Origin of the sequence: Veillonella parvula, from assembly GCF_018378075.1 — a bacterium.
GTDB lineage: Bacteria > Bacillota > Negativicutes > Veillonellales > Veillonellaceae > Veillonella > Veillonella parvula_K.
The window spans coordinates 58,825-81,197 of the sequence record NZ_JAGZYE010000002.1; the positions used below are offsets into that span (position 1 = coordinate 58,825).

Annotated in this window: 19 protein-coding genes; 15 read left to right on the forward strand and 4 right to left on the reverse strand. The window is 39.3% G+C overall.

The genetic code is table 11. From position 1 onward, the window contains the following. Positions 1–13: 13 nt before the first annotated feature. A complete protein-coding gene (gene dnaA / locus KH286_RS03015) occupies positions 14–1,588 on the reverse strand; it encodes a chromosomal replication initiator protein DnaA (RefSeq protein WP_227065081.1) in 1,575 nt (524 codons plus the stop codon). A 1,204-nt stretch (positions 1,589–2,792) separates the two neighbouring features. Between dnaA and rpmH the strand changes: the two genes are divergently transcribed. From rpmH to rsmG, 8 genes are all read left to right on the forward strand, one after another. After that, positions 2,793–2,927, forward strand: coding sequence for a 50S ribosomal protein L34 (gene rpmH / locus KH286_RS03020; protein WP_004692946.1), 135 nt, complete (start codon positions 2,793–2,795; stop codon positions 2,925–2,927). A 79-nt stretch (positions 2,928–3,006) separates the two neighbouring features. Further along, positions 3,007–3,366 carry a ribonuclease P protein component gene (gene rnpA, locus KH286_RS03025; protein WP_004692947.1) on the forward strand — a complete coding sequence of 120 codons (360 nt, stop codon included), beginning with the start codon at positions 3,007–3,009 and terminating at the stop codon, positions 3,364–3,366. A gap of 48 nt (positions 3,367–3,414) precedes the next feature. Then, a complete protein-coding gene (yidD, locus tag KH286_RS03030; RefSeq protein ID WP_012865047.1) occupies positions 3,415–3,636 on the forward strand; it encodes a membrane protein insertion efficiency factor YidD in 222 nt (73 codons plus the stop codon). A gap of 168 nt (positions 3,637–3,804) precedes the next feature. After that, complete coding sequence (locus tag KH286_RS03035; protein ID WP_278617591.1) at positions 3,805–4,470, forward strand: YidC/Oxa1 family membrane protein insertase; 666 nt, start codon at positions 3,805–3,807, stop codon at positions 4,468–4,470. A gap of 11 nt (positions 4,471–4,481) precedes the next feature. Then, positions 4,482–5,279 (forward strand): RNA-binding cell elongation regulator Jag/EloR, encoded by a 798-nt coding sequence (jag, locus tag KH286_RS03040; RefSeq protein WP_227065082.1) that lies wholly within the window; start codon positions 4,482–4,484, stop codon positions 5,277–5,279. Positions 5,280–5,469: 190 nt separating this feature from the next. Next, the gene (gene mnmE, locus KH286_RS03045; RefSeq protein WP_278617592.1) at positions 5,470–6,855 is read left to right on the forward strand and encodes a tRNA uridine-5-carboxymethylaminomethyl(34) synthesis GTPase MnmE; all 1,386 of its coding nucleotides are present in this window, start codon (positions 5,470–5,472) and stop codon (positions 6,853–6,855) included. A 281-nt stretch (positions 6,856–7,136) separates the two neighbouring features. Then, positions 7,137–9,008 (forward strand): tRNA uridine-5-carboxymethylaminomethyl(34) synthesis enzyme MnmG, encoded by a 1,872-nt coding sequence (gene mnmG / locus KH286_RS03050; RefSeq protein ID WP_278617593.1) that lies wholly within the window; start codon positions 7,137–7,139, stop codon positions 9,006–9,008. Positions 9,009–9,127: 119 nt separating this feature from the next. Then, complete coding sequence (gene rsmG, locus KH286_RS03055; RefSeq protein ID WP_278617594.1) at positions 9,128–9,880, forward strand: 16S rRNA (guanine(527)-N(7))-methyltransferase RsmG; 753 nt, start codon at positions 9,128–9,130, stop codon at positions 9,878–9,880. A 309-nt stretch (positions 9,881–10,189) separates the two neighbouring features. On the opposite strand, the gene KH286_RS03060 is transcribed toward rsmG, so the two are convergent. The 3 genes from KH286_RS03060 to KH286_RS03070 are packed head-to-tail and all read right to left on the reverse strand — an operon-like array spanning position 10,190 to position 14,319. After that, entirely contained in the window at positions 10,190–11,047 is an 858-nt protein-coding gene (locus KH286_RS03060; protein WP_123138245.1) for a methylenetetrahydrofolate reductase, read from the reverse strand. A 21-nt stretch (positions 11,048–11,068) separates the two neighbouring features. Continuing rightward, positions 11,069–13,504 (reverse strand): homocysteine S-methyltransferase family protein, encoded by a 2,436-nt coding sequence (locus KH286_RS03065; protein ID WP_278617595.1) that lies wholly within the window; start codon positions 13,502–13,504, stop codon positions 11,069–11,071. Between the two features lie 47 nt (positions 13,505–13,551). Then, positions 13,552–14,319 (reverse strand): methionine synthase, encoded by a 768-nt coding sequence (locus KH286_RS03070; RefSeq protein WP_278617596.1) that lies wholly within the window; start codon positions 14,317–14,319, stop codon positions 13,552–13,554. A gap of 921 nt (positions 14,320–15,240) precedes the next feature. Between KH286_RS03070 and KH286_RS03075 the strand changes: the two genes are divergently transcribed. From KH286_RS03075 to KH286_RS03105, 7 genes are all read left to right on the forward strand, one after another. Beyond that, entirely contained in the window at positions 15,241–16,011 is a 771-nt protein-coding gene (locus tag KH286_RS03075; RefSeq protein ID WP_004698040.1) for a ParA family protein, read from the forward strand. Between the two features lie 179 nt (positions 16,012–16,190). Continuing rightward, complete coding sequence (locus KH286_RS03080) at positions 16,191–17,120, forward strand: ParB/RepB/Spo0J family partition protein (RefSeq protein WP_118091170.1); 930 nt, start codon at positions 16,191–16,193, stop codon at positions 17,118–17,120. A 343-nt stretch (positions 17,121–17,463) separates the two neighbouring features. Next, positions 17,464–18,729: a [FeFe] hydrogenase H-cluster maturation GTPase HydF gene (gene hydF, locus KH286_RS03085; protein WP_195213403.1), complete on the forward strand. Its 1,266-nt coding sequence runs from the start codon at positions 17,464–17,466 to the stop codon at positions 18,727–18,729. A gap of 207 nt (positions 18,730–18,936) precedes the next feature. After that, positions 18,937–19,458, forward strand: coding sequence for a DUF4446 family protein (locus KH286_RS03090; RefSeq protein WP_004694397.1), 522 nt, complete (start codon positions 18,937–18,939; stop codon positions 19,456–19,458). A 9-nt stretch (positions 19,459–19,467) separates the two neighbouring features. Next, on the forward strand, positions 19,468–20,424 hold the full coding sequence (locus KH286_RS03095) for a M23 family metallopeptidase (RefSeq protein ID WP_008714564.1): 957 nt from the start codon (positions 19,468–19,470) through the stop codon (positions 20,422–20,424). Between the two features lie 129 nt (positions 20,425–20,553). Further along, a complete protein-coding gene (locus KH286_RS03100; protein ID WP_004694402.1) occupies positions 20,554–21,132 on the forward strand; it encodes a cob(I)yrinic acid a,c-diamide adenosyltransferase in 579 nt (192 codons plus the stop codon). Positions 21,133–21,161: 29 nt separating this feature from the next. Next, positions 21,162–22,301: a hypothetical protein gene (locus KH286_RS03105; RefSeq protein ID WP_038125719.1), complete on the forward strand. Its 1,140-nt coding sequence runs from the start codon at positions 21,162–21,164 to the stop codon at positions 22,299–22,301. Positions 22,302–22,373 lie beyond the last annotated feature (72 nt).

The window sequence follows — 22,373 nt, forward strand, 5'->3', positions numbered from 1 at the left end:
TATATCCACAGAGTTATCCACAGGTTGTTAATTTCTGTTTAATTTCTGCAACCATTCGTTTAGTTTCTTCGTTTTTTTCAATTTCCTTCGTTATTTTATCGTACGCATGGAGAATTGTCGTATGATCACGAGAGAAAGCTGCTGCGATTTGTGGATAGCTTTCATTGATCATATCGCGGCATAGATACATGGCGATTTGTCGTGGGAATGCGAATTGGGCTTTCCTTTTTTTGCCGAGTAGGTCTTGTTTTTTAATATTGAAATAAGAACTTACAAAATTCTGGATGCTTTCAATATTAACCATATTTACCTCTTCTGTGTGAACAAGGCCTGCCAAGGCGTGTTTTGTGTATTCAAGGTCAATAGATTCTAGACGTTGATCGATGGACGCTGTACCGATGAGTTTGGTGAAAGCACCTTGCAATACGCGGACATTTTCGCTAAATTGCAGAGCTACATAGTTAATTGAATCATTATCGATGCGAATAATGCGGTTCTTTTTATATTCACGTTCGAGCAGTGATCTGAAGATGGCGATGCGCGTTTCTAAATCTGGATTTTCCATTGTGGCAATGTAGCCAGCTTGGAAACGAGAGCGAAGACGATCTTCGAACTGCTCCATATCGTTTGGCATCGTATCAGAGGTAAGTACGATTTGCTTATTGTTATTTAATAGTTCATTAAATGTATTAAATAGCTCAGTTTTCGTACTTTCACGGCTTTCAAGGAACTGAATATCGTCAATCATGAGAACATCGATATTGCGGAATGTATTGCGGAATAATTTACCTTGGTTGCGCTGCAATGTTTCGACGAAAATATTCATAAAGTTTTCGCTCGTAATGGACATGACCTTCATATGTGGATGATTTTCCTTGATAGCATTGCCAATGGCATGCATCAAGTGTGTTTTTCCGAGGCCAGATGGACCGTAGATAAAGAGAGGATTGTAGTCGCCGCCTGGAAATTCAGCTACATTTTGAGCAGCTCCAAAAGGAATGCGGTTGGCGTTGCCCGTTACGTAGTTATCAAAACGGTACGCCGGATTGAGATTAGATAATGACAAGTCTACAGGAACATTATCAGACTGTAATGTTGACATTGTTTCTGTCGGTTTCTTTGGTGTCGCTATCATTGGTTCGTCTGGAATATCCACAGGTGCTGGCGCGCGGTCGATATAGACAGGATCTTGATAGACTGGTGTGTAAAATTCCTCTTGATGAGCCTTTTCCTCTACTATAGGTGGTAAAGGCATTGGCGGTGCTACAACTGGCGTATCGATGAGACTTTCATCAACAAAATTAGTATCTATACTCTCTTGATTAAAATCGAATAATACCATATCTCGATGGGAACCGATGACCGTGGTAATCGCATCTTGTAAAGCCTTGCTAATTTGCGGCTGCTGGTCGATTAAGTTTTTTACAAATGTTTGCATGACCCCAATATGGATCGAATGACTTTCGAGAGACATGGGAATCAACGATGACGTGACGCGCAAATACAATGCATCAGGTAAATGTTGCATATTCTTTTTCGCCTCAAGCAATATATGTTCCCATATATTATTTAAATCAAATGACTGCATGACGTGCCTCTTGTGAATAACTATTGCGATAAATGTGTATAACTTTAAGAATAATGTGCATAACCATTGTAAAAGCTGTGGAAAAACATATTATTCCTGTGAATAACTTGTGTATAACCTGTGAATAAGTAAAAATATAAGTCTATTTTATCTAGATAAATACTGATTTTTTAGTTTTTATAGGATAAAAGAGAAAAAATGTGGATAACCTCGAAAGTTATCCATCAAAAACATGTAAAAATATATTATTTTTGCTAATTTCAAGTATGATTGTACCAAAAAATAAGTAATTTGTCATTCAATCTGTGGATAACTTTTATAAACTGTTTATAATGTATATTTTAATTTTCTCTTGGTATATCTATTACTTTTGGGATAGGAAGTGAAACTACTTTTATCGCTCCATCCTGACGCAAGTCGCTCAAAAAGTAGTTTCACTTCCCCTCCTCCAACCATATAATTTTATGATTTTTATACATATAACCAAAAAAGTAATAGATATACCTTCTATCAATCTACATTAGATCTGTTTATAAAACGTTATCAACACAACTTAAATGAAAATCGGGGAGAGAAGTCAGAGGAAATTAATAGTATCAATTGTCCCCCTTTCCTATCAAGAGGTTAAAAGGTAATATTTGTTAAATCTTAGATCCGTATTCTGAAAGACTTTTAGATTTCCTATAAAAACTGATACTACTTTTTATACTGGTGGTAGGTGTATGAGTAGTCATTAGAGTGTGTTAGGAGTAGGAATAGATGTGGATTTTTGACCGACTTACGATGAGTATGGAGGGAAAAAACTACATCTATTCCTCCCCTCTCTTCAACTGGAGATCAAAACATAAATTTGCCAAAGTATAAAAAGATTTGAATTGTGAGTTCTTGTATGTTGATAAATTGATGTTACGTTTACATCGTGTAGTGGTGTTGAAGGTGACATTAGGGTTGCCTTAGGGAGGGAATATAGGGTCCTTTTGAGCGACTTTACGATGAGTATGGAGCGATGAAGGAGCCCTATATTCCTCCCCCTGGAAACGTAACATCAATTACAGGATAAAATGTGTAGTAGAATTATTTTCAGAAATACAAGAACTCACAGCAGAACCCCTTTATTATATTGACAAATTTACGTTTTACCTCTATAATTACCCTGTTATGGTATAAGTAAAACAATACAGAATGACGAGGAGGTGTTTTACTAATGAAACGTACTTACCAACCAAATACTCTTTGGAGAAAACGTACCCATGGTTTCCGTGAACGCATGAAAACTATTGGTGGCCGTCTCGTTTTGAAAAGAAGACGTGCAAAAGGCAGAAAACGCTTATCTGCATAATATAATAGCTGTTAGGCAGGAGAAAAAACTTGGCGCTGCTGCCAAGTTTTTCTATTCTTAGGACTTAAGGACAATGCATATGGATTATTGCCTTGATAAAGCAAGACGACTGACGCACAATAATGAATATCGCCTTGTGTATAAGCACGGAAAATACGAAGTAGGCCGTATGTGTGTACTGTATCGTATGCCCGTGGCAAAGCAACCTACGCGCATTGGTTTTGTAACCGGCAAAAAGGTTGGTTGTGCAGTGGAGCGCAACCGAGCTAGACGCCTGATGAAAGAGGTATATCGCCTCAATCAGCACGCCATTCGCGAAGGGTATCATATCGTAATTGTTGGACGTGGCCCTCTGAAAAACGCTACCTACGAAAAAGCGGAAAAGGAGATTTTGTATCTCTTGCGAAAAAGCAAATTATTGATACAAAATGATAAATAGGACCACAAGTTAGAGGCTTTGGTCCTTTTTGTGTATATGGAGGTTTCCATGAAACGCTGTATAACCATGCTTTTACGACTTTTAATTAGGTTTTATCAGCTCGCCATATCTCCCTTAAAACCTGGATGTTGCCGTTATTATCCGACATGTTCCACATATACTCTGCAGGCTATCGAAAAATATGGTCCTTTGAAAGGTAGCTGGATGGGTTTAAAACGCATTCTTCGCTGTCATCCTTTCCATAAGGGTGGCTACGATCCAGTTCCCTAACCCACGTGGGATTAGGCTGGATGTGTTCTGTGAAAGTAACTTTCACCATCACCATCAAGCACAGTTTTGGAAATACCTGAGCATCTGTATGGATGAAATTTAGACCATACCATAACGATATATAGATGCGCAAAGGACGATTTCGGACTGTATGAAAAAGGAGAAACAATGGACTTTTTAAGTGGTATTTTCCAACCTATCGTTGATTTAATGAGCACATTGGTAACTTATGCGTTCCAATTGACTCAAATGATAGGTTATCCAAGCTACGGTGTGGCTATTATCCTTTTAACAATCGTTATCAAAGCGATTTTGGCACCACTTACTGTTAAGCAAATCAAATCCATGAAGGCTATGCAAGAATTGCAGCCTCGTATGAAACAATTGCAAGATAAATACAAAAATGATCCTGCAAAACTGCAAGCGGAAATGGGTGCATTGTACAAAGAAATGGGCGTTAACCCATTGGCTGGTTGCTTGCCATTGTTGGTACAAATGCCATTCTTGATCGCTATCTTCTATGCTTTACAAAGCTATCCATACGATCAAAATTATGTACAGTTCTTATGGCTTCCTAGCCTTGGCGAACCAGATCCAATGTACATCTTGCCAGTTTTGAGTGCATTATCCACATGGGTTATGTCTCGTCAAACTAGTAGCGGTGCAACTGGTGCTGCTGCACAACAACAAAAGATTATGACAATCTTTATGCCTCTATTCATTGGTTACATTTCCCTTAACTTCCCTTCTGGCTTAGTTATTTACTGGATCGTATCCAATGTGTTCCAATTTGTACAACAACATTTTATTTACAAAGGCTTAGAAGCTAAATAATAGGAGGCACTATGGAATTTATCGATGTATCTGCTAAAACCATTGAAGATGCCATTGCTAAAGGTGTAGCTCAATTAGCTGCTGAAGGCCAAGAATTGGTAGAAACTAAAGTCTTAGAACAACCTTCTAGTGGATTTTTAGGCATTGGTCGTAAACCAGCAGTTGTTCGCTTATTCTTCACCGCTTTAGCTAAATCTGCTACTGCAGAAGAGGCAACTAATGCGGAAGAACAATCTGTGGCTGTTGCTTCCGAGCCGGTGGCAACAAGCGAAACAGAAGTACAAGATACAGCAGTTGAAACTTCTGAAGGTACTGTAGAAGAAAAACCTTCTAAAAAAGAACTTTCAAAAGAAGATCAACAAGAAATTGCTGAAAAGGGTAAACAATTCCTTGATGATATGTTTACACAAATGGGTCTTACTGTCGTTATCGAGAAGATGATGACGAAAGATAAGATTACATTCCAAGTACACGGCGAAGAGCTAGGTATTTTGATTGGTAAACATGGTCAAACATTAGATGCTATTCAATACTTAACAAATCTCGTGGCTCATAAGGATGTATCTGGCCATTGCCATATCGTGGTAGATGTGGAAAATTATCGTTCTCGCCGAGAAGAAACATTGGTGAATCTCGCGAAACGCTTGGCTTCTAAGGTGAAACGCAATCGTCAAAAGGTTTCCTTAGAACCGATGAATGCTTTTGAACGTAAAATCATTCACACTGCCCTTCAAGGCGATAAAAATGTTATTACTAACAGTGAAGGGGACGAACCGTTCCGTCACGTTGTGATTTCGTACAAAAAATAAAATATAGTGGTGCAGCTTTCAAGTAACTAGGATTTTCCGTTACTTGAGGGCTGTTCCCTTTATTCTTTAGGTTATGGTGAAAGCTAACCTAAGTTAATCTTCGCGCGGGTAAGATTGGTTTAGTTTAACTTTCACAGGCGAAGAACATATACAAAAGCAAATACTAGATAATCGAAATATGGAGATATGTATGTATATAGATGATACAATAGCGGCCATTGCGACGCCGCCCGGCATCGGCGGGGTTGGTATTATTCGGGTCAGCGGCAAGGATAGTTTTCCTATTGTAAATAGCCTGTTCAAGAGCATTGGCACCGTTCCTTTGATGGACCGCCAAAATAGAACGATTCAATACGGGACCATTGTGGATCCAGCGACGAACAAGACCATCGACGAGGTTCTTGTGTTATTAATGAAAGGCCCTCATTCTTACACGGCGGAAGATGTGGTAGAAATTCAGTGTCACGGCGGTATTGTGCCGGTTCGACAAATTCTAAAATTGCTTGTAAATCACGATGTGCGCATGGCTGATGCCGGTGAATTTACGAAGCGTGCCTTTATGAACGGACGTATCGACCTCACGCAAGCGGAGGCGATTATTGATATTATTGAAGCAAAAACGGAGGACTCTCTCTCCCTCGCTGTGGCACAGCTAGATGGGACTGTTTCATCCTTTGTGAAAGATGTGCGAGAACAGCTCATCGCCATGATTGCTCATTTAGAGGTAACCATCGACTATCCTGAGGAGGATATCGAGGACGTAACGAGCCAAGAGGTTCGTGATCAATTACAGCCTATTTTGAAAGCCATGGATGATCTCTTGTCCACAGCGAATACAGGTCGCCTCATTCGAGATGGTATTACGACGGTTATTGTGGGTCGTCCAAATGCAGGTAAATCGAGCCTCATGAACGCTCTTTTGCGCGAAAACCGCGCTATCGTAACGGATATTCCGGGGACGACGCGGGACAGCATTGAAGAATATATGACCGTAGAAGGCATTTCTCTACGCCTCATCGATACGGCAGGTATTCGGGATACACAAGATACGGTAGAAGCCCTTGGTGTGGAGCGTGCTCGTGATTATATCAACAAAGCAGACATCGTGCTCTGCGTTATTGACGGATCTACTCCGTTAAACCCTGAAGAAATCGAAATTTTGACCTCTGTGAGCGGTTTAAACACCATCGTACTCCTCAATAAGTCCGACGTGGCACAAGTCGTTACAGATGAAAATATTAAAGAACACGGCACCTTTACAGCCATAGAACGCATCAGTGCTAAAGAAGGCGAAGGCTCTGCAGTTCTTTCCAAATGGGTACAAGAACTCGTCTATGGCGGTCGCGTAAAACAAGACAACAGCGCCATGATTAGTAACGTGCGCCACATTAGCCTTATGGAACAAGCAAAGGCACAAGTCGAACAAGCCCTCTCCTCCATCGACATGGGCATGCCTATAGATTTTGTAGCTACCGACCTGCGCAGTGCCTGGGAACTACTAGGCGACATCACAGGCGATACCATCCGAGAATCCATGATCGACGAACTATTCAGTCGTTTTTGTTTAGGTAAGTAAAAGCAGGGCGGTAGTCAATGGAGGAGCTTGCGACGACAGGGACACTGCATCGCTTTGGTCGGAGCGTGCAATTTTTCGAAGAAAAATGCTCAGCGAGCGACCTGTACTCTGAGCTAAACCCAAGCTTCACTTTGTTCCGAACGTAAAATTTTCTAGGCTACAACGTAGCCTAAAGAAAATTCACAGTGAGGAACTGTGCTCTGGGATATTCGGCTTCGTAGTTTTGAGTAAAATAAACTTTCACAATAAGATAAGTAACAAATATAAGGAATTTAATTGATATGTACACAGTAGATAATTATGATGTCATTGTCATCGGCGGCGGTCATGCTGGTTGTGAGGCGGCTCTCGCTACTGCCCGCATGGGTCATCGCACGTTGCTGGCGACCATCAGTTTAGATAATATTGCGCTTATGCCGTGCAACCCTGCCGTGGGTGGTCCTGGTAAAAGCCATCTTGTTTACGAAGTTGACGCATTAGGCGGTCAAATGGGTATCAATGCGGATGCTACAGCTATCCAAATGCGTATGCTCAATATGGGCAAAGGACCTGCCGTTCATTCTTTGCGCTGCCAATCCGACAAGATTAAATACCAACATTTGATGAAACAAACATTGGAGAATACAGATAATCTCAATGTTAAGCAAATCATGGTGACAGAACTTAAGGTTGAGGATGATAAGGTAATAGGTATCGTTACAGAGCTTGGTGAATTTTATGGTGCTAAGGCTATTATTCTTTGTACAGGTACCTATTTGAAAGGTAAAATCCTCATCGGTGATATCGATTATGTGGGCGGTCCAAATGGTCAACGCGTAGCGGAACATTTCTCTCAATCCTTACTCGATAATGGTATTGAATTGATGCGCTTTAAGACGGGTACACCAGCACGTGTAGATAAACGTACTTTAAACCTTGAAAATATGGTAGTTCAAGAAGGCGATGCACATCATCACGCATTTTCCTTCATGGATGAATGGATTAATCGTAATGAAGATGTATGTTGGTTGACCTATACTAATAAAGAAACGCACGAAATCATTCATAGCAATATTCACCGGGCTCCTATGTATAGTGGCAAAATCGAAGGCGTAGGCCCTCGTTACTGTCCTTCCATCGAAGATAAAGTAGTGCGCTTTGCCGATAAAGAACGCCATCAATTATTCGTAGAACCAGAAGGCACGGGTACAAATGAAATGTATGTACAAGGTATGAGTACGTCTCTTCCAATGGATGTACAATATGCTTTCTTGCGTACCATCCCAGGTCTTGAGAATGTTGAAATTATGCGTCCTGCCTATGCTATCGAATACGATTGCTTGAATCCAACGCAATTGACACCAGCACTTCAAGTGAAACATATTGAAGGTCTCTACTCTGCAGGTCAAGCCAACGGTACATCTGGCTATGAAGAAGCGGCTGCTCAAGGCCTCATGGCTGGTATCAACGCAGCATTGTGGATTCAAGGGAAGGAACCGTTCATCCTTGCTCGCTCCGAAGCGTACATCGGTGTTCTTATCGATGATCTTGTAACAAAAGGTACAAATGAACCGTACCGCATGATGACAAGCCGCAGTGAATACCGTCTATTGCTTCGTCAAGATAATGCAGACCTGCGTCTTACAGAAAAAGGCCGTGAAATCGGTCTTGTAAAAGACGATCGTTGGGCCAAATTTACAGCAAAGAAAGCTGCTATCGAAGAAGCAATGGATATGTTACGAAATACACCTGTCAATCCGTCTAAAGAAACACAAGTTTTGCTTGAAGGTTTAGGTACAGCACCTATTAGAACAGGTATTCATGCTTATGATTTAGTAAAACGTAATGAACTCTCTTACGCCATTGTAGCTGATGCATTTGGTTTGAAACGCTATACACCTGATGTAGAAGAGGCTGTCGATATTTCCATTACCTACGAAGGGTACATTAAAAAGCAAATGGACCAAGTCGATAAAGTTCGCAAACTAGAAGAAAAAATTCTTCCAAAAGAATGGGACTACACAGAAATTAAGGGCATTTCTCTTGAGGCTCAACAAAAGCTCAACAAGATTCGTCCTCACTCCATCGGCCAAGCAAGCCGTATCTCTGGCGTCTCCCCTGCAGACGTATCTGTTCTATTGATCCAATTAGAGCAATACAACAGAAGTAAATAAAAATAGCATGTAATAATATGAATTCATGTAATAACATGCATTTCATATGAACTTTTTAAAAGATATTTCCTACAAATCTTATTGTCGTATACATATTAGACAATTCATTAGGAGTACTTATGAAAGAAAAATATGATGTGCCTATAGCACCTCTGTCTGAATTTGTTTCATATATGATGGAGCAAATGAGTCATTTTGGTTTGCCCTGTACGGAAGAGCAAGCAAAAGACTTTTACTTGTATTATGTGCATATGATTGAAACAAATAAATATCTCAATCTAACGGGTATCACAGACATGAAAGAGGTCGTGATTAAGCATATGATTGACTCCCTCTCATGTTATGATCCTGAAATCATCAAATCTGGTATGTCTATCATCGATGTCGGTACGGGTGCAGGTTTTCCTGGTATCCCGTTGGCTATCTATAATCGTAACCTCAAGGTTACCCTATTTGACTCTTTGAAAAAACGGCTCACCTTCCTTGAATCGGTTATAGATGAACTGAAACTGACGAACTGTACTACCTTACACGGACGTGCGGAGGATTTGAGTCATCAAGATTACCGTGAAAGCTTTGATATTGCTACGAGCCGTGCGGTGGCACGCTTGCCGATTCTTTTAGAATGGACTGTGCCATACGTAAAAGAAGGTGGATACATAGTTGCTTTAAAAGGAGCTATCTACGAAGAAGAAGTGAAAGAATCTAATAAAGCCCTTAGCACACTAAAAGCTACTATCGAAGAAGTAAGGACCGTTACTTTGCCAACCTTAGAGGATAAACGAGCAATCGTGTATATAAAGAAAATTGGAAAAACACCAAAACAATATCCACGAAAACCAAAAGAAATCAAAGACAAACCGTTAGTATAGCAGTTAATGATTTAGGCGTAGAAACTAATATAAATTAATATAACTAAACCCCATGCTATATTGCTACATAAAGAAAAAGAGGATGCAAATCATAGATTTGCATCCTCTTTTCCTTTTCTTAGTAACGAATTAGTTCGTATGCCCTCCCCCACTCTATATCTATTAAATGATATCGTTTACGACAAAATTATATATTTTGTTCACTATATGAGGCGGAGATAAAGATACATATAACACCTTTCCCTAAGAACGACTTAGTTCACTATGGAGGTCGTGGGAAAGGTGTTATATGTTAATCTCAGAATGACTTTATACGTGGTCAATAATATGTAACGTTGTATCGATATCATTTAAAGGCATAATATGTACGCCTGCTGCAATTTTCTTGATTTGTTCAAGTGTTTCAATCGCAATTTCTGTACCCGCTTCTTTACCACCTTTTTCCATGCGGTCCAAGATTTCTTGAGTAAGGTTAATTCCAGGCACTTTTTCATGGAGGTATGTAGCCATTTTAAAGCTTTTAAGTGGAATCAAGCCTAGCATGATAGGTACATCGAATTCAGACATCTTGTCAATGTAGCGTTTTGCCTGTTCTAAATCGTAAATTGGTTGTGTTTGTACAAAGTGAGCGCCATTTTGAATTTTAGCAGCTAATTTTTGGCGTTCAATCTCTAAATCTGGAGCACCAGGATTACCAGTGGCACCGATGTAGAAGTTTGTAGGTGCGTCTAGGTCATTACCTGCAAGGTCTTTGCCTGCATTTAATGTCTTAGCGATGTTGAGTAGTCCCATACAGTCGACTTCAAATACGGATTGTGCAAATGGATGGTCCCCATTATCTGGTTTATCACCAGTGAGTGTTAAAATATTATGCACGCCCAAAGCTGCTGCACCGAGTAATTCAGATTGCAATCCGATAATATTACGGTCGCGGCATGTAAGGTGGAAAATAGTTTCAATTTCTTTGTTATGTTGTAATAAATAAGAAAGAGAAATTGGGCTCATGCGCATTTTGGACATAGGGCTATCAGCGATGTTGATAGCATCCACCTTCCCTTTCAAACGGGCTGCTTGTTCGAAGGTCTTTTCTGCAGAACTGCTTTTAGGAGGATCCAATTCAACAGTAATGGTGAACTGCCCTTGTTGATGTTTTTCTCTTAATGTCATCATGTACCTCGTTACTATACATTATTTTTCTAGTGTTTCAAAGAAATCGTTAGCATGGTTAACAGCAGCGATGCCGTCCTTAGCGTAGATATCCGCGCCTGCTTGGTCTGCGTAGTCTTGAGATACTACGGCGCCACCAACCATGACCTTAGTTTTAAGGCCTGCTGCATGGATAGCAGCGATAGTATTGTCGATTTGTGGCATGGTTGTCGTCATCAAGGAACAGATGCCAACGAGGGCAGCTTTGTTATCTTTAATAGCTTGTACGATAACTTCTGGGTCAACGTCCTTACCAAGGTCGACGATTTTGTAACCATTGTTTTCGAGCAATGCTGCTACGATATTTTTACCTAAATCATGAATGTCGCCTTTAACTGTAGCTACGACAACGGTGCCTTTATCTAAGCTTTCACTAGCAGGAATAATTTCTTTAATGGTGTTGAAAGCAGCCTGCATTGTTTCAGCAGCAAGCATTACTTGTGGTAAGAATAACTTACCAGAACCAAACTTATCCCCCACTACGTTCATCGCTTCAGATAAGCCTTTTTTCGTAAGATCTAATGGATCGATACCATCTGCTAAGGCTTTTTTTACAAGATCAATGATAGCTTCTTTTTCGCCTTGTTCTACACATGCGCGAATATTGGCTAAAGGATCATTACTATCGAAGGATTTTTTATCTGGCCCTTTAGGAGCAGTGTTACCAGGAGCGGTAGTTTCGTCTTCATAGCCGTATTCTTTAATAAATTCAGCAGAACCTGGGTCCCAGCCTAGTAAGGTAGTACTAGATACAAATGCTTTTTTTGCTGGATAATTGAGTGGATTCATAATCGGTGTTGTTAAGCCACATGCGAGAGCCATTGTTAAAAATTGGCCGTTCAAATATGGACGCTGAGGCATACCGAAGGAGATATTGGACAAGCCCATTACTGTTGGGAAGCCAAATTTTTCTTTATATAATTGTAGTGTACGCAATGTTTGGCGTGCACTATCTTCACCGCTGGCAAGTGTTAATACCAATGGATCGAGTAATAAGTCATGTGGTTGAAGACCATAACCATACGCGCGATTTACGATACTTTCAGCTAAAGCAACGCGGTCCTCTGCTTTTTCAGGAAGGTCACCACTGGATAATGGCAAGCAAAGCAATGCTGCACCGTATCGTTTAGCTAAAGGCATAACTTGAGTGATGGACTCCTCCTCCCCATTTACGGAGTTAATAAGAGCGCGGCCTGGGTAGTTTTTAAGAGCTACTTCCATAGCTGCTGGGTCCAATGTATCGATAGACAATGGAGTTTCAACGAGCATGGATAATTCAAAGATTGCTCGTTCCATCAATGGAGTTTGATCCATGCCAGCTACGCCCATGTTTACATCGAGGATATCTGCGCCTGCCTCTACTTGATCTAAGGCATCGCGCTTTACACGAATGAAAGAGCCATCGCGCAATTCTTGAGCGAGTACTTTACGACCTGTTGGGTTAATACGTTCACCAATGATAAGCGGTTTTGTATGATGGCCCAACTCTAAAAGTTTAGTACGACTTGTAATAATTGTTTTAGGTGTAATGTGGGTACGTTCTTTTGGCGTATGAGCTTTCACCGCATCGGAAATAGATTGAATATGAGCTGGTGTTGTACCACAGCAACCACCAACATAACTAGCGCCTGCATCAACGATATCGAGCATCAATGGTCCCATCTCTTCAGCTGAAAGTGGGAATATAGTTTGTTTATTTATTAATTGAGGCATACCGGCATTTGGCTGACAGCTTATTGGTAAATTTGTAACGCTTGCAATCTCTTCGATAAGTGGTGTAATTTGTTCAGGTCCAAGGGAACAGTTGATACCAATGATATCAGCCCCTATAGCTTCTACGATAGTAGTTGCTACTGCTGGTGGTGTACCTGTAATAGTACGACCGTCTTCACTAAAAGAAAATTGACAGATGATTTGTACATCATCTTTTGTCTTCCCTGCTGCTTCACGAGCATCTAAAGAGGCTAATAAAGCGGCACGCATTTCCTGTACGTCGATGATAGTTTCAATGATAATAAAATCAACGCCACCTTCGATTAATGCTTCGGCTTGTTCACGATATGTATCATAAATGGAGTCAAAGCTCATATTGCCTAATGGTTGTAAAAAACGACCTGTAGGTCCCATAGAACCTGCTACACGAGCAGTTGGTTTAGTCTCTGCAATGGCTTCTTTTGCTACCTTCACAGCTGCAATATTGATTTCTCTTACGCGATCCTGTAAATCATAATCTTCTAATTTAAGACCACAAGCACCGAATGTATTGGTAGTGATTACATCACTGCCATGTTGTAAGTATTGAGCATGAATATCCTTTACTACTTCTGGTCTTTCAATATTAAATAGCTCTGGACAATAGCCTTCTTCTAAGCCTGCCGCTTGAAGCATTGTGCCCATAGCACCGTCAAATATATACATAAACATCTTCCTTTAACATCCTAAATTACAATGTTTCACGTGAAACACTATTGTATTGGTTGCCCCTTCATGGCAATACCAGAAATGTCGGCAGTAGTTTTACTACCTTCCTCTTCTCCCCCATCTTGGGTGTTGACTGTTGCTTTCTCTGGTAATTTTCGAGATGCACAGTTTTGTTGTGAACAAGATGTACAGCCTCGTTTAGTTTTAATATCTTCGTTTGCTGGCATTAAACCGATGATAGCCGTTACAGACTTACGTGGGAATAATAAATAGTTCTCTGTTACTTGTAAGCCAATCATCTCTGTTTTGATGATTTTAGCTAATTGTGGTTGGATTTCTAGTGGCCAGTTGCCATAACCAGGGCTAAAACGCCAAGTTGGCTTATAGCCTTGTTTTTTAGCAATTGTATTGATTACTTCGTTTACCTGATCAGCTACCTGTTCTACAGCAGTTGTGGCTGCTGCATCAAGTAATAAGCCTACCGTATAGTTACCTTGTTTAAATAACTGTTCACTACGAATTTCTACATCTTCTCCAACTGTTACGCCTAATACGTATACTTTAGTAGATTTTTCTAGATGCTTTTCGATGATAGACCCTTCAATTTTAAGTGGTGGATTGCTTAAAATTGTTTTTGTTTCTGCATCGTAATCATATTCTTGATATACACCCCTAGGTGTAGCCAATAATTGGATTTCCTTACATGCTTCGTCAATATAGTTTTGTGGGAAATCCTCAGCGTGACGAAGTCCTGCGTATCGTTTTACTTCTGCTTTGTCGATGGCAGGAAGCATTCCGTTATAGATGGGCATAGAAACGCCTCCTCTTCAAAATAAAAAGCTCTGCGTATCCGTAGAGCGTGTGCTTACTGTTATCAATTGTATATATAGATCTTATAAAGTGATTTTTCTAGACTCTTAAGATTATCAATCTAATTACTATCTAACTAATAGTATATAGATATGAATAATACCTGTCAAAGTATATGGGGCCTGTATTCTCATATAATTTAGTAGTATATAGGTATAGTTTAAAGTTATATCAAAATGATTTTTGTTCATAAAAGTTATTGATGATGAAGGTTTTATATGTTTAATGTTAACCATAATGTTTCACGTGAAACAATTTATTAAATATAATCTAATAATTTGTTATGAGTATATAAGTATATTAATATTAGTTCATTACATTTCGTATATTATTGTTATATATAATGTTACCGATCAAAAGTTGATTACTTTATACCTTTCGCTAATGGTGTTGTTCTATAAATAAAAAAATGATATAAAATAATTTTGTGTATATTTGTCTATTGGTATAGATTTATATTAATATGATAATTTTTTACTGTAAAATTTTTTATTAATTTTATAACTTAATTTTTGCGTTAGATTTTAATCCTTAGATGTTTCACGTGAAACATTTAATCGTAAAACTTATAAAACATTTGATGTAATTTTTCTTATTTTGTGTTGTACTATATAGTAAAGGAATAAATTGCTATGTTTCACGTGAAACAATAAAAAATAAGTGTTGTAATTATATTAATGAAGTTATTTACCTATAAGTTTATGTGCGTAATATAAATGTAAGTGGGAAAAATGTAGTAGATAAATAAAATAATATAGTAGATAAAAAATTAATGAGAATTTGATTTATAAATACCGTAATTAGCATTGTTTTATGTTATAATGGAAAAGAAATATTTTGAACGAAGATGTGAGGTGAATTAAGTGGGCAAAGTTATAGCTATTACTAATCAAAAAGGCGGTGTTGGTAAAACTACAACATCAGTAAATTTGAGTGCTTGTTTAGCTGATGCAGGTAAAAAAGTATTACTGGTTGATTTGGATCCACAAGGTAATGCTAGTTCTGGGTTAGGTATTGAAAAGGATGATTTAGAGCTCTGTGTGCATGATGTTCTAATTGATGGAGAACCAATTGCTGATATTGTACAACCTACAATGCTTGAAAACCTATTTGTGGCGCCTGCAACAATTCAACTAGCTGGTGCTGAAGTAGAACTAGTTTCCGTTGTTTCACGTGAAACAATGTTGAAAAAAGCATTAGCGTCAGTAAGAGATACATATGATTTTATCGTTATTGACTGTCCACCATCTCTCGGGTTATTAACATTAAATGCCTTCACTGCTGCTGATAGTGTATTGATTCCGATTCAAAGTGAATTTTACGCATTGGAAGGGGTTAGTCAATTAGTTAAAACGATAACAATTGTACAACAAACATCAAATAAGGATCTTGAAATTGAAGGCGTGCTATTGACTATGTTTGATGGCCGCACAAATTTATCGATTCAAGTAGCCGATGAAGTAAAAAAATTCTTTGGCAATAAAGTATATAAAACAATTATTCCTCGTAATGTACGTTTAAGTGAGGCACCTAGTTATGGGGAGCCAATCATTGTATATGATCCAAAATCCAAAGGTGCTGATGTATATACGAAATTAGCTAAAGAGGTAATTAAAGCATCTAAAACTAAATAAGCACTAGGGATAAATAAGTATTAAAGCTCAATAAACACAAAAGCGAAGTAAGTACCTAAAGGTAATAAGTATCTGTTATATGTATGTATCTAATGCTAAGAATATTAGTTTTTGGTGGTTTGCGTGATTTACATATTTTAAATTTGTAAATATTTGTAAGGCCGAGAGAGGTTAGTTGTATGCCAAGAGAAATTAAAAGCAAAAAAAGCAAAGCGTCTGGATTGGGGAAGGGCCTTGAGAATTTAATGAAGGTTGACTCTGTAGAGTCTGTATTGCCTGAAAAGGAGATACATGAACTGCCAATTTCTGAGTTAGTTCCAAATGTAGATCAACCGCGTAAAAGTTTTGATGAAGATAGTCTAGCTACATTGGCTGAATCAATCAAGAATCTTGGTATTTTCCAACCGATTGTAGTTCGTAAACAAAAGAATAAATATCAAATTGTAGCTGGTGAGCGCCGTTATCGTGCTGCTATGATTGCTGGATTGAAAACAGTACCAGTTATTGTTAAAAAATATAATACCGAAGAAATGACAGAGGTTGCTCTTGTAGAGAACCTACAACGTGAAGGATTAGATCCCATTGAAGAAGCATTGGCTTATCAAGGATTGATGGATACTTATAAGCAAACGCAAGAAATGATTTCTGCTCGTCTTGGCCGTAGCCGTTCATATATTGCTAATATGGTTCGTCTTTTAAAATTATGTGATTCTGTACAAAAGGATCTTATCGAAGGTGATTTAACGGTTGGTCAAGCTCGTCCATTATTAGCGTTAAGAAGTGCAGCTCAACAAATAGAAGCAGCTGAACGTATTAAAGAGGGTGAGCTAAGTGCTAGACAAGCAGAGGCCCTTGTTAAGTCTATGCAAAATAAATCGTCTAAAGCAAAGACTGGTAAACCTCAAAATACGGCAGAGGTTCGTGCCCTAATGGACCGTTTAAAACTAAGCTTAGGGTCCCCTGTGAATATTAAATTCCGTGCAGGCAAAAAAGTACAAGGAAAAATTGAAATTGCTTTCTCCTCTGAAGCTGAATTAGAAAGACTTATTGCATATATGGATGGGCAAGATCAAACAGAAGATGCGGAAACAATAGAGTTTAGAGTATAATTGGCTAGCAAAAGCAAAAGCAAAAGCAAAAGCAAAAGCAAAAGCAAAAGCAAAAGCAAAAGCAAAAGCAAAAGCAAAAGCAAAAGCAATAGCAATAGCCGTAACACCAACAATAATAGTAACGATAATAGTAACAACAATAACAATAATAACAGCTATAGCAATTGCAATAGTCGTAATAGTAATAATAACAATCTGCAGTAAAAGTGTAGTCTACGGGCTGCGCTTTTACTGTATTCTAAAGAGATTATAATAAATAATAGGATAAGTTATTAGATAATTTATCAGAAGCTTTATAATATATTTTGTAATATATGTGAAGGTTAAGTAACAAGGATAGGTTATGGAACAAACACCTAAGGCAAACCGCATACATATTGCCTTTTTTGGCCGTTGTAATGCTGGTAAGTCTACATTGATCAATATGTTAACTGATCAGCCTGTATCGTTAGTATCCGATGTGGCAGGGACTACAACAGATCCTGTAAGCAAAGCTATGGAAATCTTACCACTTGGCCCTGTGGTGATTACTGATACTGCTGGTATAGATGATACAACTGAATTAGGTGCATTGCGCATGGAGAAAACCGAAGAGGTCGTGAAAAAGATTAACTTGGCTGTTTATGTGCTTCGCACCGATGAAGAGCCAACCTCCGACGATATGCACTGGTTAGGTCTTTTGAAACAAAATAATGTACCTGTTGCACTTTTCATTAATGAGATTAATGCGGTGCCAAACAATTTAACGGAGTCTAAAGCTAGTATAGGCAGAGATATACTGGGAGAGCGTTATATAGCAGATCATACGGGTTTATCTGAATTGGTTACTGTCATTGGCTCTGCTGACTTCACATCTGATGCGAAACGATTAGAGTTGCTTGATCTACTCGGTGGGCTAACACCACTTGATGTAGAAGGGGAGCAAACTCTTTTACAAGGTTTAGTTGAAGAGGGGGATACAATCATTCTTGTATGTCCTATCGACAGTGCCGCACCAAAGGGGCGACTCATCTTGCCACAGGTACAGACTATCCGAGAAATTCTCGATCATAAAGGCTTAGCTTTAGTCTGCCAAACAGAAGAATTACCGGCTATGATTCACTCGCTTAAGAATCCCCCTAAAATGGTAATCTGTGATTCCCAAGCATTTGATCGGGTTGATGAGTTGACACCCGATTCGATTCCATTGACATCCTTTTCTATTTTGATGGCGCGGTTCAAGGGAAAATTACAGGATTTAGTAACTGGTGTTAAGGCTATTAAGAATTTGAAAGCTGGTTCCAAGGTACTTATCAGTGAAGGTTGTACACATCGTCGTCAATGCGATGATATTGGGACTGTAAAAATACCTAATCTTTTAAAAAAGCAAGGCTATACAGATTTACAGTTAGAATTCACTAGTGGGGGAGCATTCCCTAAGGATGTATCACAGTATGATTTGATCATCCACTGTGGTGCTTGTATGTTAACACGCCGTGAGGTGTTACGTCGTATAGAATGCGCTGTTGTACAAGGTACACCCATTGTAAATTACGGTGTACTCATAGCAGCTCTACATGGTATACTAGAACGAGCAATAAGCCCATTTGTTGACGAACTAGAGGGCTGATAAATAGCCTAATAAATAGCATTGTAATATGTATGTAACACATACATTTAGATATACATTACATACTTGCTATATAAATTGTTATATAGATATCGTTTATCTATATTAGATATATTAAATTAAATTGCATGCAGTCATTTAACTTTCACAATTGGAATGGTATAATTAACTGTTGGAGTTTTGATGATTGTATAGGAAGGAAAATACATGTTCGAATCGATTCAACCGTGGATAGGCATGGTTACCATCGTTCTTGTTATAGTGTTATTCGTATATTGTGTAATCTTACACATCCGCTTAGGTAGCTTGAAAAAGAAATACGATTTCTTTATGCAAGGGGAGCATGGTGCGAGCCTAGAGCGTAAATTATCTGTAGAGGTCAGTGAAATTCGCGATGCTGCGAAGGGCCTTGAGTCCTTGTTATCCGAGCAAGTGGCAATCCGCAATATTCAGAGTAATACGATACAAAAAATTGGCTTTATTAAGTATAATGCCTTTGAAAATATCGGAAATGATTTGTCCTTTGCGCTTACCTTGCTAGATGGCAACAATAATGGTATCTGTATCTCTAGTATTTACGGTCGTAGCGAATCTCGTATTTTTAGTAAACCTATTGTGAAAGGTAAAAGTTTAGTAAGTCTTTCACAAGAAGAATTAGAAAGTTTGAACGAAGCGTTGGGTGAGCGTACTAATGAGGAAGCGTTGACGAGCGCTATCGTTTCGAAATAAGGAAGTTTTATGTTGAAAATACCGGCATTCATTTCAAACAAAGTTGAAAGAAATGGTGACAACTGCATATTGACATTAACTACCAAGCAAGCGAAACTCGTTGCCATTATTGGTTCTGTAGTATTGGTCTTGGCATTGGTACTCGGTATTTGGGGCATCGTGCGCCAGGCTGAGGTTGTGCAATTACGTCAACAAACGCAATTGCAATCGGAACAGTTAAAATTGTTACAACAAAAAACAGAGGTTCTGGATAAGAAAATCCAAAACTTAAATCAAATTAGTGAAGAGAATAAGCAAATGCTGAAGGGCGCTGAATCTGGCACACCAGCTCAAGGTGGCGGGGATGGTAGCGACCCAAAGCAGGAAGCCGCTGATAATAGTGAAGCACAGACGTTAACAGCGGCACAATTATCGGCTCGACTATCCAAAATGGATAAGGAAGCACAAAAATTGCTTGTTAGTTTCTATACGATGCGCAATATCCTTCGCGATGGTGGCGCACAAGATTTGATGGCATTACAATCCATCAACTTCTCCGCTGGTTCTGGTGGTGCTGTGAATAGTACGACACCTAGTATTTGGCCAAGTAAGGGCGTTATTACATCTCCATTTGGTAGCCGTGTTGACCCTGTTACGGGTGCTATTGGTGCATTCCATGAAGGTATCGATATTGCCGATGACTATGGTTCCCAAATCGTGGCTACTGCGGCAGGGGTGGTAACCTTTGCAGGGTATACAAGCGGCGGTTATGGTAACCTCGTTGAAATCGATCATGGCAATGGCTTTGTTACCCGTTATGGCCATAATAGTGCCGTATTGGTAACGGTAGGGATGAGCGTGAAACAAGGTCAAACCATAGCCTTGATGGGTAGTACTGGTAAAAGTACGGGTGCCCACGTTCATTACGAGGTACGCCTTAATAATACGCCTGTAGATCCTATGATTTTCTTACCAATTAGCAATTAGAAATATAAAAGCTTATATAAGACCTAAAAAGAACTTGTTATGCGTGCATATGCGCTCATAGCAAGTTCTTTTTCTTTCCTTTTGTATATATATATTGTAAAATAAAAGTATATGAATGGAGGTATATCTATGAAGGCCTATGTACAAGTTTATACCGGCGAAGGCAAGGGCAAAACAACTGCCGCAATCGGCCTAGCCATTCGTGCCATCGGCGCTGGCAAGAAAGTCCTCTTCTTACAATTTATGAAATCTAAAGTATATAGTGAGCATACTATTTTACCTACCTTAACAAATTTAACATTAGAAACTGTGGGCAAGCCATTCTTTATCATCAAAGAAGGCATGAAGAGTAAGGATGAACTTGCTAAATGGGGCGATGAAGTCGTTGTCTTTGAGTCTGGTAATCCTCCGAAGGATTATGTAGCTCTCATTGAAAAAGGCTATGAACGTGCACTCGCTGCTATCAGCAGTGGTGAGTACGATCTCGTTGTACTTGATGAGTACAATATGGCTCTTTTCTTTGAACTCATTACATGGGATAAAACTAAAGCTTTACTCGATGCTCGTCATCCAGAAACAGAACTCGTATTTACGGGCCGTGGGGCGCCTCAAGAATTAATTGATGAGGCCGATCTCGTAACGGAGATGAAAGAGATTAAACATTACTACTTACAAGGCGTAATGGCTCGAAAGGGCATTGAAAACTAATCATAGGAACACCTAAGGAGGTGATGTGGTTGAGTACAGTGGCTATTGTGGCCCTCGTTATTGTGGCCATCATTGTAGCACTCATCTTGACTATCCTACTGGCACCAATCACATATAGCATCGAAATTGATGGGCGGACGCCATATCGTGGCGAGCTGCGTATCAAATGGCTGTGGCGCGTATTTTCACTCCACTTAGCGTACATTCAAAATAAACCATTTTTTAAGGAATTATACGTTTTAGGTGTACTTAAGATCGGTCCTGTGAAAGACTATGAACAATGGCTTGAAAATCGTGTAGATGAAGAATATCAAAAGGTAATGGATGATGACGGCGACATATCACAAGCAGAAGCTTTTGCAAAGGCTATGCAAGGAGGCGGACAAGGTCCAACTGCAAGCTCCAGCGGCACAAGCTTTGATGACTTGAAGAGCGCCCAAGGCTCCAATACAATCTTTGATGACGATGAATCACCAGGGGCGGGTAGCTCACCTAGTCCAAAGGAACGTATTGAACGACCTGATGCGGTTTCTAAGGATATGGATGCACAAGCTCGTGCTGAGCGGTATGATTCGATACAACAAGATCCAACGGCTCATATTCAAGATGATGATGAAGTAATAAGTCATGTTACTTTCAATAGTGACGGATCTATCAAGGAAAAGGTATTTACAAAGGTAAATGATATTAAAACGACTGTGAAACAACGTTTTGGAAAGCCTGATCCCAATGATCCGGTAGCATCATTCAAGTCTGAAATTCCTACATTCTGGTTCATGAAACACTTGAGAAATACGGAGTTGTGGCGTCAGATATTCCTTGTGTCGAAACGATGCTATAACCACTCTAAACCACGTGATATGGCTATAGAGGGCCGATTTGGCATTGGCGATCCGTATCGGATGGGGCTTATTGCATCTATGTTGTATAGCATTTGGCCTGAGCAAGCAGAGTCTATTGAGATAGATTATGTGAACCGGGTAGCTGAAGGTAGCGGTCATATCAAAGGTCGTATGATTCTTGCCGTATTGGCGTGGTATGGTACTAGATTTTTGGTATCTAAACCTATGCGTTCCCTATTGGGTGAAAGTGCTCGTGTCTTCTGGGTTAAACGGAAGGAAGCAAAGCAACTAGAAAAGCTAAAAGCCGCACAAGGCCAAACAGCGTAAGGATATATAAAGTCAATTGAGTATATGAGCTGTATTATTATAGCTATAATAATAATACTTTCACAAAAAGCG